14 protein-coding genes are annotated in these 14914 nt (G+C 61.8%); 4 read left to right on the top strand and 10 right to left on the bottom strand.

Annotated elements, in window-relative coordinates; all coding sequences use genetic code 11:
- Nucleotides 1–271: 271 nt before the first annotated feature.
- Genes B5E67_RS07525 through B5E67_RS07535 form a run of 3 tightly spaced genes read left to right on the top strand, consistent with a single transcriptional unit; the run spans nt 272 to nt 3046 of the window.
- The gene (locus B5E67_RS07525) at nt 272–1426 is read left to right on the top strand and encodes a toxic anion resistance protein (protein ID WP_087246420.1); all 1155 of its coding nucleotides are present in this window, start codon (nt 272–274) and stop codon (nt 1424–1426) included.
- A gap of 1 nt (nt 1427) precedes the next feature.
- Entirely contained in the window at nt 1428–2150 is a 723-nt protein-coding gene (locus tag B5E67_RS07530; protein ID WP_087384469.1) for a hypothetical protein, read from the top strand.
- Nucleotides 2147–3046 (top strand): TPM domain-containing protein, encoded by a 900-nt coding sequence (locus B5E67_RS07535; protein ID WP_087384471.1) that lies wholly within the window; start codon nt 2147–2149, stop codon nt 3044–3046. The genes B5E67_RS07530 and B5E67_RS07535 overlap by 4 nt, the downstream gene beginning before the upstream one ends.
- Nucleotides 3047–3992: 946 nt before the next feature.
- Here the strand turns inward: B5E67_RS07535 and upp are convergent.
- The 5 genes from upp to B5E67_RS07565 all read right to left on the bottom strand — a co-directional run bounded on the left by upp (nt 3993) and on the right by B5E67_RS07565 (nt 7593).
- Nucleotides 3993–4619, bottom strand: a complete 627-nt coding sequence (upp, locus tag B5E67_RS07545; protein WP_087246417.1) for a uracil phosphoribosyltransferase — start codon at nt 4617–4619, stop codon at nt 3993–3995.
- A 48-nt stretch (nt 4620–4667) separates the two neighbouring features.
- Nucleotides 4668–5114, bottom strand: coding sequence for a ribose 5-phosphate isomerase B (gene rpiB, locus B5E67_RS07550; protein WP_087246416.1), 447 nt, complete (start codon nt 5112–5114; stop codon nt 4668–4670).
- Nucleotides 5115–5128: 14 nt separating this feature from the next.
- Nucleotides 5129–5836, bottom strand: a complete 708-nt coding sequence (gene tsaB, locus B5E67_RS07555) for a tRNA (adenosine(37)-N6)-threonylcarbamoyltransferase complex dimerization subunit type 1 TsaB (RefSeq protein WP_087367234.1) — start codon at nt 5834–5836, stop codon at nt 5129–5131.
- On the bottom strand, nt 5833–6258 hold the full coding sequence (tsaE, locus tag B5E67_RS07560; protein WP_087384473.1) for a tRNA (adenosine(37)-N6)-threonylcarbamoyltransferase complex ATPase subunit type 1 TsaE: 426 nt from the start codon (nt 6256–6258) through the stop codon (nt 5833–5835). Before tsaE ends, tsaB begins: the two co-directional genes overlap by 4 nt.
- Nucleotides 6259–6384: 126 nt before the next feature.
- A complete protein-coding gene (locus tag B5E67_RS07565; RefSeq protein ID WP_087384475.1) occupies nt 6385–7593 on the bottom strand; it encodes a hypothetical protein in 1209 nt (402 codons plus the stop codon).
- A gap of 339 nt (nt 7594–7932) precedes the next feature.
- Here B5E67_RS07565 and B5E67_RS07570 point away from each other — a divergent pair, with 339 nt between their 5' ends.
- Nucleotides 7933–9153 (top strand): FtsW/RodA/SpoVE family cell cycle protein, encoded by a 1221-nt coding sequence (locus B5E67_RS07570; protein ID WP_242956868.1) that lies wholly within the window; start codon nt 7933–7935, stop codon nt 9151–9153.
- A 53-nt stretch (nt 9154–9206) separates the two neighbouring features.
- On the opposite strand, the gene B5E67_RS07575 is transcribed toward B5E67_RS07570, so the two are convergent.
- The 5 genes from B5E67_RS07575 to B5E67_RS07595 form a co-directional block, all read right to left on the bottom strand.
- The gene (locus B5E67_RS07575; protein ID WP_087384477.1) at nt 9207–9584 is read right to left on the bottom strand and encodes a DUF5655 domain-containing protein; all 378 of its coding nucleotides are present in this window, start codon (nt 9582–9584) and stop codon (nt 9207–9209) included.
- 14 nt (nt 9585–9598) lie between these two features.
- Complete coding sequence (locus B5E67_RS07580; protein ID WP_087246411.1) at nt 9599–9952, bottom strand: DUF2200 domain-containing protein; 354 nt, start codon at nt 9950–9952, stop codon at nt 9599–9601.
- 136 nt (nt 9953–10088) lie between these two features.
- Nucleotides 10089–10844 carry a pyruvate formate-lyase-activating protein gene (pflA, locus tag B5E67_RS07585; RefSeq protein WP_087384478.1) on the bottom strand — a complete coding sequence of 252 codons (756 nt, stop codon included), beginning with the start codon at nt 10842–10844 and terminating at the stop codon, nt 10089–10091.
- A complete protein-coding gene (gene pflB, locus B5E67_RS07590) occupies nt 10831–13083 on the bottom strand; it encodes a formate C-acetyltransferase (RefSeq protein WP_087384480.1) in 2253 nt (750 codons plus the stop codon). The genes pflA and pflB overlap by 14 nt, the downstream gene beginning before the upstream one ends.
- A gap of 566 nt (nt 13084–13649) precedes the next feature.
- The gene (locus B5E67_RS07595) at nt 13650–14702 is read right to left on the bottom strand and encodes a lysylphosphatidylglycerol synthase domain-containing protein (RefSeq protein WP_087384482.1); all 1053 of its coding nucleotides are present in this window, start codon (nt 14700–14702) and stop codon (nt 13650–13652) included.
- Nucleotides 14703–14914: the final 212 nt, after the last annotated feature.

The following is a 14914-nucleotide window of genomic DNA, read 5'->3' on the forward strand; positions in this document are numbered from 1 at the left end:
GTATCCCCCCGCGGCTGTGCCGCTGCCCCCGGTCGGGGGCGGGTACCATGGGCGGCGTGCTCCGAAAAAGGGGATGCGGAGGTACCGCATGGTTTAGAGGAGTCCCCCCTCTGTCGCCTGCGGCGACAGCTCCCCCGCTGGGGGAGCGGACCGTGCACAAGGCCCCCGCCTGTGTTTGCCCCGTGGGTCCATAAACATCGAATGTATGTCCGCTGCGACAGCTGAGAACCATACGATTGCGGTATGATTTTGAGAAAGGATGAATCTTGCTATGGCTGACAACAACTCTCTGAACTTTGACTTCGACATGCCCGCCGCCCCCAGCCTGACTCTGGACCCTACCGGGGACCTGAGCGCCCCCGCGCCGGAGGAAGAAAAAAAGCCGGAACCGGAACAGAAGGAAGTCCGCCTGTCCCCTGAGGAACAGAAGATGGTGGATGACTTCGCGGCGAAAATCGACATCACCAACAGCCAGCAGGTCCTCCAGTATGGCGCCGCCAGCCAGAAAAAGATCGGCGACTTCTCCGAGGCGGCCCTGGCCAAGGTTTCCACCAAGGACCTGGGCGAAGTGGGCGGCATGATCACCGACCTCATCAGCGAGCTCAAGAGCTTTGACGCCGCCGAGGAGGAAAAGGGAATTTTCGGCTTCTTTAAGAAAAAGCAGAACCAGCTGGAACAGATGAAAACCAAGTACAACAAGGTGGAGACCAACGTGGAGAGCATTCAGTCCATGCTGGAAAACCATCAGGTTCAGCTGCTCAAGGATATCGCCATGCTGGATAAGATGTATGAGCTGAACATGGCCTACTTCAAGGAACTGTCCATGTATATCCTGGCCGGCAAAAAGAAGCTGGCGGATGTGCGGACCGGTGAACTGCAGGCCGCCATGGACAAGGCCAAGCGCAGCGGCCTGCCCGAAGACGCCCAGTCGGCCCGTGACCTGGCCGACCAGTGCGAGCGGTTTGAGAAAAAGCTCTATGACCTGGAGCTGACCCGGAACATCAGCCTGCAGATGGGCCCCCAGATTCGCCTGCTGCAGAACAACAATACCATGATGGCCGAGAAGATTCAGTCCACCATCGTGAACACCATTCCCCTGTGGAAAAACCAGATGGTGCTGGCCCTGGGCCTGGCCCACAGCCAGCAGGCCATGGAGGCCGAGCGGGCTGTCACCAATATGACCAACGACCTGCTCAAGAAGAATGCCGAGGCCCTCAAGCTGGGCACCATCGAGACGGCCAAAGAGAGCCAGCGGGGCGTGGTGGATATCGAGACCCTGCAGCAGACCAACAAGAGCCTGATCGAGACCCTGGACGAACTGAACAAGATCCAGACCGAGGGCCGCAGCAAGCGCCAGGCCGCCGAGCAGGAGCTGACCCGCATCGAGGACGAGCTGAAACAGAAGATGATGGAGATCCGCAGCTGATATGGCAAACGCAGATTTTGAACCGAAAAAGGCGGCATCCGGAGGCTTTGACGCGTCCAGCTACCGCACAGTGGAACAGGACGCGCCGTCCCGCAGCCTGACGCCCTTTCAGAAAAAGCTGGCCGGCCTGGAAAAGGCCCTGCCGGGTGCTCTGCGCACCCGGGCGGCGGCTCTGCTGCTGGCGTTGGTGATTGTGGCGGGGGCTGCCGTCGGCGTGGGCGGCTTCAAGCTGCGCAGCCGCTACAACGAGGCCAGGAGCTGGTACACCGTCGGCGTGGCCGCCGACAACGGCTACACCCTCAGCGATGAGCTGAACGAGCGGGCCTATACCGCGGCCAATGTCATCACCACTGCCCTCAACACCCCGGGCCTGGGAGCCGACAGCGCCGCTGTGACGGCGGCCCAGCAGGCTCTGGATGCCTTTGAGGACTGCCAGGAACGGGTGGCCCAGGGAACCGCAGGGATGGGGGAGATGTACGACGCCGACGAGGCGCTGGACTCGGCCATCAACCTGCTGTATGGCGAAATGCAGGCCCTGGCGGATGATCCCCTGAACATGGGCGCCGTCCAGACCCAATACGGCCGCTTCAACAGCGCCGGCACCGTCCTGGGCAGCCTGCACTACAACGAAGCAATCACCGCGTACCAAAACGACACCGACGGTTTCCCGGCAAGCCTGCTCAAGGGTCTGTTCGGTGTGAAAGAACTGGAGGTGTTTGGATGATCCATCTTTGGAAAAAGATTGCCGCCGGCACAGCCGCCCTTGCGGTGGCCGTGGCGGTGGTGGCGGTTCCGGCTTCGGCCGCCGTCACCCTGCCCAGCCTGCCGGCCGACCAGTGCGTGGTGGATGACGCCGGCGTCCTGTCGGAGTCCACCACCGCCTATATGAACGAGCTGAACGGCAAGCTGGAGGCCAACTGCGAGGGCGCACAGATCGGCGTCCTGACCGTCCAGTACACCGGCAGCGCTTCCACCGAGGAGTACGCCCTGGAGGCCTTCAACACCTGGGGCATCGGCGACAAGAGCGAAAACAACGGCGTTTTGATCCTGTTGGTGATGGAGTCGCCCCTCTACGCCGACGGCGACTACTATGTGACCTACGGCGACGGGTTCCGCAACAGCACCCTGGACCGTCAGGCCAGCACCCTGGCCCAGACCATGGAAGATGACTTCGTGGCCAAAGACTACGATGCGGCCATCGAGACCTGTGCCTCTGCCGTCGCCAACACCATCGCCGATATCTACGGCGTGGACCTGAACAGCGGGGAAGCCGTGCCCCAGTCGGGCGGCTTTGTCAACGTGGGCGCCATCGTCATCGCCCTGGCCCTGCTGGTGGTCATGGTAATTCTGGTCTTTGGTCCCCTGCTGAACAGCATGTTCCCCTTCTGCTTTGGTTTTGGTCTGGGCAGCGCGTTCCGCGGGCCCCGCTATTACCACCACTACCATCATCACATGCCCCCGCCCCCTCCGCCCCGTGGTCCTCGCGGGCCCCGCGGGCCTCGTCCGCCCTATGGCGGCGGATTCGGGGGAGGATTCGGCGGCGGTGGTTTTGGAGGCGGCGGCTTCGGCGGCATGGGCGGCGGTTCCAGCCATGGCGGCGGCGGTGGCCGCGGCCGCTAACTTACTTTTCTGGAAGTTTTCACTGTGTACCATGCAGTTTCTGGGTCTCCGAAGGCTCCACGGGGCCTTCACGCTTCGGCTCGCTCCCGGCGTTTGGGCCTGCGGCCCGGTACGATGCAAACTCCTTCATAGCCTGGGTTATCCTTTTTACAGGGTACGGTATACTCTGGCTGCGCATAGGTCCGAACTTTCAAGCGGACTATATCCGGCGCAGAAAATCGGCTAAGCGCAAGAGGTTTTACCTGGTACCATCGGCTGCTGCAATCCTCACCGGGCCCTGCTGACAATCAGGTTCCGGCTGCTTTACAAGGCTCCCGGCCTGCGGCCCGCTTCACCGCGGGCAGAGTGGTTTATTGAATCAATCCTGAGCTGGGTGACCGGCTGCCCCGATGACACCAAGCGGGACCTGTCCCGCTGGATGGAAAGGAGATGAGGGCATGGAAATTCTCATCGTAATCATCATTGCGGTGGTGCTTCTCGCCATCCTGATGCCCCGCGGACCCCGCGGGCCCCATGACGGACCTCCGCCTCCGCCGCGCGGCGGTGGTGGATTTGGCTTCGGCCTTGGGCTGGGCATGGGAATGGGCCGGCCCCATCGCCACTATCATCCGCCCCGCCCGCCCCGTCCGCCTCGCGGACCCCGGCCTCCCATGGGCGGTGGATTCCGCGGGCCCCGGCCGCCGCACGGCGGATTCGGCGGACCCCGCGGCGGCCGTCCCGGTGGTTTTGGCGGCATGGGCGGCGGCAGAAGCCACGGCGGCGGTGGTGGCCGCAGCCGGTAATCAGGTTCCAGCCGCTTTACAGGGCTCCCGGCCTGCGGCCTGCCTCAAATGGTAGGATAGCTGCTGGCGGAGAAAAGGACGCCTGGATCGGTAAAAAAGCAAAAAGAAAAACCCCGTTCTGCAGCTGTGCAGAGCGGGGTTTTGTGGTCTTTGGGGGAAGGGGTTTACTTGGTGCCGTAGATACGGTCGCCGGCGTCGCCCAGGCCGGGGACGATATAGCCCTTCTGATCCAGGTACTCATCCAGGGCGCCCAGGTAGATCTGGACGTCGGGGTGAGCGGTGCGCAGAGCCTCCACGCCTTCGGGAGCGCCGATCAGGCCGATGAACTTGATGTGCTTGGCGCCGCGCTTCTTAATCATGGTGATGGCGTCCACAGCGCTGCCGCCGGTGGCCAGCATGGGGTCCAGAACCAGGACGTCGCGCTCGCTGATATCGGTGGGCAGCTTGCAGAAGTATTCCACAGGCTGGAGGGTCTCCTCATTGCGGTACAGGCCGATGAAGCCCACCTTGGCGGCGGGGATCAGGGTCAGCATGCCGTCCAGCATGCCCATGCCGGCCCGCAGGATGGGCACCAGAGCCAGCTTGCGGCCTGCCAGGACCTTGGTCTTGGCCATGGTGATGGGGGTCTCGATCTGGACTTCTTCCAGCGGCAGGTCGCGGGTGGCCTCATAGCACAGCAGGGTGGCGATTTCGCCCACCAGGTCGCGGAATTCCTTGGTGCCGGTCTGCTTGTTGCGCAGCAGGCTGATCTTGTGCTGCAGCAGGGGATGCTCAACGATCATCGGGTTCATAAATACACTCTCCTTTAAAAGGTTTGGTACAGAGGATGTTGGGTCCGCTCAGCGCTGCTCCAGCGCCATCAGTTTTTCGATGCGGCGGTTGTGCCGGCCGCCCTCAAAGGGGGTGGACAGGAACAGATCCACCAGCTGGCAGGCCAGGCCGGGGCCCACCACACGGCCGCCCATGCACAGGGCGTTGGCGTCGTTGTGGCGGCGGGTATACTCGCAGCTGAAGCTGTCCGAGCAGCAGCAGGCACGGATGCCCTTGACCTTGTTGGCGGCCATGCTGATGCCCACGCCGGTGCCGCAGAACAGCAGCGCCTTGTCGCACTGGCCCGAGACCACGGCGTCGCAGGCGGGGACGGCCATATCGGGATAGTCCACGCTGTCGGTGCTGTGGGTGCCGAAATCAATGTAGGGGATGCCGGCCTCGTCCAGATGGGCGCGGACCGCTTCTTTCAGCTCAAAGCCGCCGTGATCGGCAGCGAGCGCGATGGGTTTTGCCATGAAAAATACCTCACTCACTCTTGTTCAGTTTGGGCAGCGGCCAGGCGTTCGGCGCGTTCCCGCTCGGCCTGGCTGAGCCGATGATAGTCGGGCAGCAGGGCCGCCGGCGGGACGGTAAGGCCGGCCTCGGCCATCCGCTGGGCGGTCAGGGCCACCCCTGCCCCGTGCCCGCCCCGCAGGGCAGGGGGAACAGGCAGGACGCCTTCCGCCTCACTGTAGATATTATAACACAGATGGGCCCCGTCACCAACAAAAAATAGGGGCTTTTTGCAGCTTTTTACAAAATCCTCAAGGCTGGCGGCGGCCCGGGCGTCGTCCTCCATCAGGCGGGCGTGGGTTTCCAGGTCAAAGGCGGCGCAATAGACCTGTCCGCGCCGGGCGTCCAGGGCACAGAGAACCGTTCCCACGCCGGCATGGCAGGCAGCCAAAGCCTCCAGGGTGGAGACCGGGGCACAGGGGGTCTGGCGGGGCAGGGCCAGGCCCTTGACGGCGGCCAGGCCGATCCGCAGGCCGGTAAAGCTGCCCGGTCCGGCGTTGACGCCGTACAGGTCAATGTCGGCGCAGCTCATCCCGCAGGTTTTCAGACAGGTGTCGATCATGGGCAGCAGGGTTTCGCTGTGGGTCAGGCCGCCGTCCAGAAAGGCTTCGTACAGCAGGCGGCCGTCCTTCATCAGGGCGACGCTGGCGGTCTTGCCCGCGGTGTCTACGGCAAGGATGTTCATAGCTGCACCCCCTCAATGGTGATCCGGCGGGTGGTGGGGTCCAGCGGCTGGATGTCCACCCGGACGGGATTTTCCTGGTCCAGCAGAGGGGCCAGGTTTTCGCTCCACTCCGCCGCCACAATGGCGCCCTGGTCCAGATAATCGTAGAAGCCGGCGGCGGCCAGGTCGTTTTCGGTGTGGATGCGGTAGAGGTCGAAATGGGCCATGGGGCGGGGGCCCCGGTAATAGTTGACAATCGCAAAGGTGGGGCTGCTGACCGGGTCGGTGCAGCCCAGGCCTTCGGCCAGGCCGCGGCAGAAGGCGGTTTTGCCTGCGCCCAGCCCGCCGGTAAAGGCGATGATCGCCCCGTCGGGGAGGACATCGGCCAGGCGGCGGCCCAGCGCGGCGGTCTCCTCGGGGGAGCGGGTGATAAATTCAGCCATGTTGTCACCTCAAAAACAAAGATGCAGCGGCCAGGCACAGCCGCTGCATCCAGTATAGTATAAATCGGCAAAAAGTGCAATCCGGTGCTGGGCGGCGGAAGGGCCGTCCGGCCCGGATGGCGGGGATTAGGCGGCTGCGCTGCCCTCATCCAGCGTGTAGAGGGTGGCCTGGTCGTTGCCGTGGACCAGGACAAAGGCCGCATAGCGGTGGGGCGAGGTGCCGCCCTGGGACAGGTACCAATAGACGTCGTCGGAGCCGTAGGTGGCGACGGCGGAGTCCACAGCCTGCAGAATGTTCTTGCCCATGATCAGCTGGTTGACGGTGCCCCAGAGGATGTTGCGGGAATAGATGGTGTAGACGTTGTTCACAAAGCCCACCACCGCGCTGGCGCCGCCCTCCAGCAGCGCCTTGGACATGGCCAGATCCAACTGGTTGCTGCCGCCGAAGAACTCACAGGCCTCCGAGAACACCATGGTGCCGTTCAGCTGGCCGCCCCGGTAGGTGGAGGAGAAGAAGGAGGGGGTGATGCAGTAGACGCCGTTCACCTTGATGACCCGATGGGTCAGCAGGTCAAAGCCATACCGCAGGTCGTTCCAGAGAGAGGACTCCTCCCGCAGGATCAGGACGGGGGCGGTGGACAGGCGCGGGAACAGCCAGCCAGAATTGTAGGTGTAGTAGGCGCCGTGGGTGCTGAGGATGCACAGGTCGTAGTCGTCCATGTGCTTGAGGTCGTTGACGGTGACCTCGGTGTCCAGGGTGGTGTTCAGCCCCCACTTGGTCCAGTTTTCCTGCATCACGGTGTAGTTGGGGTAGCGGCTGGAATTGACGGTGTTGTCAAACGCATAGTAAATGATGGCGTTGCCCAGAGGAAGGGTGTCGTTCTGCTCGTCCAGAGGGCTGACGGCCAGCTCCTCGGGCATATCCAGCGGCAGCTGGACCAGGGTCTCGTCCTCTTCCTCCCAGTCGGTCAGCAGGATGCCGCCCAGAACACCGCAGTCGTAGGTGAAGGAGTACATCCCGTTTTCTTCATCGTAATAGATGGAGTCGGCCCGGATCAGGCCTTCCTCCGCCAGAGCATCCAGCTGGGTCTGGGCGGCCTCCTGGCGCTGGTCCAGCTCCATTTCGGCGTAGGCCTCGCTTTGGACCAGGGCTTCCACGGCGGCGTCCGCCTCCGCCATCTGGGCGGCGTCGGCCTGGGTCAGGGTTTCAGCGGTGCCGGAAGCAGCCGCTTGGTCGGCCGCAAAGGCGGCCGGGCTGGCCACGGTGACCAGCAAGGTAAGAGCACACACGGCGCACAAAACGCGCCGTCCGAGGTGCGAACGATTCAAATTCATGTTCTGTCCTCCCAAATCAAGCGGGCCGGTCAATCCGGCCCTTCGGGATATTCAGGAATCATTTCCAAATATCTTGGTTCCATTGTAGATTCATCCAAAGTCTTTGTCAAGAATCGAACTTTGCTTTTGGGTTGTTTTTGCAAAGCTGTCACAGTTTGGCTGGGGGCCCGGCTTGAATGGGAGCGAAAAATGCGGTATACTGATGGAGAATCAACTTTTTTCGCCCTGTGCCGCTGCGCAGGGCCGCGCGGCGCAGTGCGCCCTGGCGGGCAGGAACGCCGCAGGGCCGGGGGAGCGCCGCCTGAAATCGTTGGATTTGCTGTGAGAGGTGGTGCTTTTTTGCTGGAAAGCGTTCGACTTTATGTCAAGCGGACCGACAAGGTCTTTTGGTTTTTCTGCCTGTTCAGCAGCGCCATGGCGGTGCTGATGCTGGCCTCCTGGGCGGCGGAACAGGGCGGCGGGTTTGCAGTGGATGAGATCACAGGCCAGATCACCGGCATCGGCGATTTTCGCCGGGCCATGGTTCAGGCCGCATCGGCCGGGCTGGGCATTGTCATTGCCCTGATTTTGTCTACGGTGGATTACCGGAGCCTGGTGAAGGTGTGGCCCTTTCATGTGGTGTTCACCTGGGGCCTGGTGCTGCCCACCCTGTTCATCCACAATCTGAGTCTGGGTCCTCTGACCATTGGATACAATGCAGGCGACACCGACAACTATTCCTGGTATAAGCTGGCGGGTTTTACCTTCCAGCCCACCGAGCTGGCCAAGATCAGCTTTATCCTGACCTTTGCCATGCACCTGAACAACGTCCGCAGCCGGATCAATGAGCCCAAGGAGCTGGCAAAGCTTCTGGTTCATCTGGCGGCGCCGATTCTCCTGATTCACATTCAGGGCGACGACGGCACCGCCATCATCTACGGCATCATCGGCTGCTGCATGATGTTTTCCGCCGGACTGAGCTGGAAATACATTGTGGCGGCCCTGGCGGGGGCGACGGCGGCCATTTCGGCGGCCTTCATGTTCCTCAGCGACAGCATCGGCAAGAGCTATCAGTGGTACCGGATTCTGGCGGTCATCGACCCCGAAAACGAGACCAACTGGGCCCCCAGCGAGGATGTCTGGAAGAACATCGTCTACCAGCAGGACCGGGGCGAGGTGGCTCTGGGCTCCGGCAGGGTGTTCGGAAACGGATTGTTCAGCGGGGGCTATTACAGCGTCCCCAACGCCCACAACGACTTTATTTTCAGCTGGGTGGGCAACGCCCTGGGCTTTGTGGGGTGTCTGGTGGTGCTGGTGGTGCTGATTGCCCTGGTGATCCGCACCTTTGCCATCGGGGCCCGCAGCGAGGATATGCTGGGCAGCTTCATCTGTGCCGGTGTGGGCGGGGCCTTCCTGGCCCAGATCGCCGTCAATGTGGGGATGAACCTGCGGGTGCTGCCGGTCATCGGCGTGACCCTGCCCTTCTACTCCGCCGGCGGCAGCTCGGTGACCATGCTGTATATCTGTGTGGGCCTGGTTTTGTCGGTTCACATGCACAACAAGAAAAAACTGTTCGGCTGACGCCGGGCAGAAACGCAAAAGGCGCGCCATTCCGGCGCGCCTTTTCCTTTTGTTTACTTCTGGGCTGAGAAGGCGGCGGCTTCTTTCAGCCAGTCCATCAGCTGGTCGTCGATCTGGTCGGGGGCCGACACCACGATATGATGGGTCCACCGGCCGGGATAGGGTTCTGTGGCCACCGCCACCCGGGGAGATTCCAGCTTTCGGGCCAGGCCGACGGTCACCATAATATAACAGGGCGGCATCTCTTTCTTCTTTTTTACCCGCAGGAAGGAGACGCAGCCGAACAGGTGGCGGTTATAAAAGGAAATCTGGCTTTTCTGCACCTTGATGCGGACGTCGGGGATTTCGTCCAGGATGCGGGCCTCCAGGGCCTCGTAGAGGGGCAGAGCTTCCTTTTGCAGTTCAAAAAAGTGCAGGGTATCCCAATCCATGGTCCGGCCTCCTCTCACCCTTGACGGAGAATCTTCTCCATGGGGCGGCCCTTGGCCAGCTCGTCCACCAGCTTGTCCAGACGGCGGATCTCCTGCATGAGGGGGTCTTCGATGGTCTCCACCCGCACCCCGCAGACCACCCCCTGGACCAGTTCCCGGTTGGGGTTGGGAGCGGGGGCCTGGCGGAAGAAGTCCCCATAGGTGACTCCGGTTTCCACCGCCTGGGCGATCTGGGCCGGGGTGTAGCCGGTGAGCCAGCTGGTGACCTGGTCCACCTCGTCGGCGGTGCGGCCTTTTTTGACCGCCTTGTTCACCAGGAGGGGATAGACTTTGGCGAAGGGCATGGCGTAGACTTTTTCGTTTGTCATGGCAGGGGACTCCTTTCCGGTTGGTTCTGTTCCTATCATAGCATGGAAGGAGCCCCGGGGCAAGGCAAAAGGGGCGGGAGAGCACAAAAAAGCCCGGAACCTGTTTTGCACAGGCTCCGGGCGGGATGGTTGAAAATCAGCCGGGGTAGCGGTCCACCATCAGCAGCTCCTCTGCGCGGCGAACTTGTTCGTCGGTGGGGGGCTGGGCGTCGGTGAGGGAATAGGGGATGCCCAGCTTCTGCCACTTGAACAGGCCCAGGGTGTGGTAGGGCAGAACTTCCACCCGCTGGACGGTGGGCAGGCTGGCGATGAAGGCGCCGGTCTGGCGGAGACCCTCCTCGTCGTCGGTGAGGCCGGGAACCAGCACATGGCGAATCCAGAGGGGAACCCCCAGGTCGGCAATGTGCCGGGCCATGGCTAGAATGTTCTCGTTGGACTTGCCGGTCAGACGGCGGTGCTTTTCGGGGTCGATCTCCTTCAGATCCAGGATCACCAGGCTGGTGACCTCCATCAGGGCGTCAAAGGCCGCCAGATAGGCGGGGTCGTCGGGCCGGAAGGGCTCGCCGGCGGTGTCGATGGCGGTATGTACCTTTTTGGCCCAGGCCAGCCGGAACAGTTCGGTGACAAAATCCATCTGGAGCAGCGGCTCTCCGCCGCTGACGGTGATGCCGCCCTTTTTGCCCCAGTAGTTCCGGTAGCGCCAGACATGCTGGAACAGGTCGCCGGCGGTCCAGGGCTGGCCGCAGCCGCAGGCCCAAGTCTCGGGATTGTGGCAGTAGCGGCAGCGGAGATTGCAGCCCTGGAGAAAGACCACAAACCGGACCCCCGGCCCGTCCACCGAGCCGAAGCTCTCCAGGGAGTGGACCAGCCCCTGTGTATTACATCCGGGCATGGCAGGTGCGGCTGATGACATCCAGCTGCTGCTCGCGGGTCAGGTCGATGAACTTGACCGCGTAGCCCGAGACGCGGATGGTGAAGTTGGCGTACTCTTCCTTCTCAGGATGCTCCATGGCGTCCAGCAGCTTCTCCTTGCCGAAGACGTTGACGTTCAGGTGGTGTGCACCCTGGTCGAAGTAGCCGTCCATGACCTGGACCAGGTTCTCCACACGCTCGCCCTCGCTGTGGCCCAGGGCGTCGGGGTTGATGGTCTGGGTGTTGGAAATGCCGTCCAGTGCCCAGTGGTAGGGCAGCTTGGCCACCGAGTTCAGAGAGGCCAGCAGGCCGTTCTGTTCTGCGCCATAGCTGGGGTTGGCGCCGGGGGCGAAGGGAGTGTAAGCCTTCCGCCCGTCGGGCAGGGCGCCGGTATACTTGCCGTAGACCACGTTGGAGGTGATGGTCAGGATGGAGGTGGTAGCCTCGGAATTGCGGTAGGTGTGGCGCTTCTTGATCATCTCCAGGAAGGTGCGCAGCAGCCAGACGCCGATCTCGTCGGCGCGGTCGTCGTCGTTGCCGTACTTGGGGAAGTCACCCTCGGTGACAAAGTCCACCACCAGGCCCTTCTCGTCCCGGACGGTCTTGACCTTGGCGTACTTGATGGCGCTCAGAGAGTCAATGACGTGGGAGAAGCCTGCAATGCCGGTGGCAAAGGTGCGGCGGACGTCGGTGTCGATGAGGGCCATCTCGGCTTCCTCGTAGTAGTACTTGTCGTGCATGTACTGGATCAGGTTCAGCACGTTGACGTACAGGCCGGCCAGCCAGTCCAGCATCCGGACAAACTTGGGCAGGACCTCGTCGTAGCTCAGGTACTCGCCGGTGACGGGGGCGTACTCGGGGCCCACCTGCTCGCCGTTCTTCTCGTCCACGCCGCCGTTGATGGCGTACAGCAGGCACTTGGCCAGGTTGGCGCGGGCGCCGAAGAACTGCATTTCCTTGCCGGTCTGGGTGGCCGAGACGCAGCAGCAGATGGAGTAGTCATCACCCCAGACCGGCTTCATGACGTCGTCGTTCTCGTACTGGACCGAGCTGGTGTCGATGGACACCTTGGCGGCGTACTTCTTGAAGTTCTCGGGCAGGGCCGAGGAGTAGAGAACGGTCAGGTTGGGCTCGGGGGCGGGGCCCATGTTCTCCAGGGTGTGGAGGAAGCGGTAGCAGGTCTTGGTGACCATGCTGCGGCCGTCCATGCCGATGCCGCCCACCTCCAGGGTGGCCCAGACGGGGTCGCCCGAGAACAGCTGGTTGTAGCTGGGGATGCGGGCAAACTTGACCATGCGGAACTTCATGACCATGTGGTCAATCAGCTCCTGGGCCTGGGTCTCGGTGAGGGTGCCGTTGTCCAGATCCCGCTGGATGTAGATGTCCAGGAAGGTGGAGATGCGGCCCACGCTCATGGCAGCGCCGTTCTGGGTCTTGATGGCGGCCAGATAGCCGAAGTAGAGCCACTGGCAGGCTTCCTTGGCGTTCTTGGCGGGCTGGGAGATGTCGTAGCCGTAGATCTCGGCCATCTTCTTCATCCCCTTGAGGGCGCTGATCTGGCGGGCCAGCTCCTCGCGCAGGCGGATGACGTCGTCGGTCATGGTGCCGTCGCCGCAGTTGGCCAGGTCGTTCTGCTTGGACTCGATCAGGTAATCAATGCCGTACAGGGCCACACGGCGGTAGTCGCCCACGATGCGGCCGCGGCCGTAGGTATCGGGCAGGCCGGTGATGATGTGGCTGTGACGGGCCTTCTTCATCTCGGGAGTGTAGGCGTCAAAGACCGCCTGGTTGTGGGTGCGGGCGTACTCGGTGAAGATCTTGTGCAGCTCGGCGCTGGGCTGGTAGCCGTAGGTGGTGCAGGCCTGCTCCGCCATCTTGATGCCGCCGTAGGGCATGAAAGCACGCTTCAGGGGTTTGTCGGTCTGCAGACCCACGATCTGCTCCAGATCCTTCAGGCTCTCATCAATATAGCCGGGGCCGTAAGAGGTCAGGCTGCTGACCACTTCGGTCTCCATGTCCAGAACGCCGCCCTTGGCGCGCTCCTCTTTCTGCAGCTTCTGCAGAGCGCCCCAGAGCTGATTGGTGGCCTCGGTGGGGCCGGCCAGGAAACTCTCATCCCCGTGGTAGGGGGTGTAGTTCTTCTGGATAAAGTCCCGGACGTTGACCTCTTCCTTCCAGATGCGGCCCTCAAAGCCTTCCCACTGCATATAATCCTTCATTGGTTGCCTCCTCTAGGATTTGGGTAGATAAAAGTTAGGATAAACTAACTTATCGGAATAATAGAAAGGGCACTGACCAACGGGCAGCCCCTTCTGACGACATATGCGCCGCCCGGCACGGGTCGACCACACCATTTTGTGGTTGGTGAGTTTGTCCCTGCCTTATTTATCATAGCATGAAACGACGAAAAATCAAGAGGAAACCACTAGGATTTGTCGCCCGGTCACAAAACTTGGTGCTTTGCACAAAGCCGGGGGAGCGGCGCGGCAAGGATTGTGCGGAACATCCAGACAGAAATTTTGGAAAATTTGTTCTGGGGTATTGACAGATACCCACAGGTATGGTATCCTTTTGACGCAGAGGTTAGAAAACACTAACCGATGAAGCCTCAGCAGGAACAGCGCGAGGATTCCTGCTGATACGAGAACTCCTCCATTCCATTCTCTCTTTATATCTGGGGGCAGCGGACGGTTTTTTGGTTTGCACCGCAGCCGCGCCCCACACGGCAAAACAAAAAAGCGGGTCGTCCGGTCTGACCAGCCGGAGGCCCGCCTTTTTGTTTGGTTCAGCCGGATTTTTTGGGGCGGGCGCGGGTCCAGCGCCGCTGGATGAAGAAAAAGCCCACACAGCTCACCACAAAGGGGAGATAATAGGTGGCGGCCCGGTAGACCACCAGGGCGGACATGGCGGCGCTTTCCCCAAGAAAGCCGGTGAAAATCAGATAGAAGGCCGTCTCGATGGAGCCCATGCCGCCCACGTTGGGCAGGGCGTTGGACAGCAGCATCATCAGGGCTGCCAGGGTCTGGACCTGTCCGAAGGTGAGGGGAGCCAGACCCATGAACCGGATGCTGAACCAGGGGATGGTGTACATCAGGGCCAGCTTGCACACCTGCAGAGCAAAGACCTGCAGGCAGAGGAACCGGTTCTGGAGCAGACGGCGGCTCTCGGTGCACAGGCCGTCCAGCTGGGCGGTCCAGCTCTGACGCCGGGCCTGCCACTTGTCGGTCCGGGGCAGCAGACCCAGCAGGCAGTAGGCCAGCTTCTGGATGGTGCGGCTGGTGCAGACCAGCACCAGCGCCAGAATGATGACGGCCACCACCAGACAGGCGGGCAGCAGATAGCGCATCAGCCCGGCCGAATCGGCGTCCAGCAGCCAGCGGCCATAGAACAACAGCAGCACCGCCGCATACAGCAGGACGGCTCCCTTGTGAAAGACATACTCCAACGTCATCAGGCCGATGCCGGGGCCCACGTCCAGGCCGTTCAGGCTGATGTCATAGCCCTGCATGGGCATGGTGCCCGCGCCGAAGGTCACCACATTGCCGAAAGCTCCCAGAAAGGACAAATCCAGACCCCGGAGGAAAGGATAGTCGGGCACCCGGCTGGAAAGAACCCGCTGGTTGATGATTCCCTCCATGAGGGGATAGGTGAGGCCCAGCAGAAGCAAAAGGGCAGTCTGGCCGACGGTCAGACTGTGAAGGGCGGCAGAGATCTCGGACAGATGGTCCTTGAAGATGTAAAACATCAGGCCGGTCAGGGCTACAAGGGTCAAAACCGAGAGCAGGCCCCGCCGAAGAGAGAGTTTGTTGTCGGGCTGGGCGGGATGAGGGGATGACATAGAGGACAGACTCCTTTCCAAAATGGGACATCCGGACGGGATGAATACAGGATAAGTATACCACGCATGGTCGGGAAAGTTTATAAACAGAATGGAATTTTTGTGGAAAAAGGCCGCCCCGGCGCGAAGAAAGCAAAAATACAGCCCGGAGAGAAGCGCGAACTTCTTCCGGGCTGTAAAAATATACGCGAGTAACTTTTGTAATATTTAAA

Origin of the sequence: Faecalibacterium sp. An122, assembly GCF_002160895.1 — a bacterium.
Classification (GTDB): Bacteria; Bacillota; Clostridia; order Oscillospirales; family Ruminococcaceae; genus Faecalibacterium.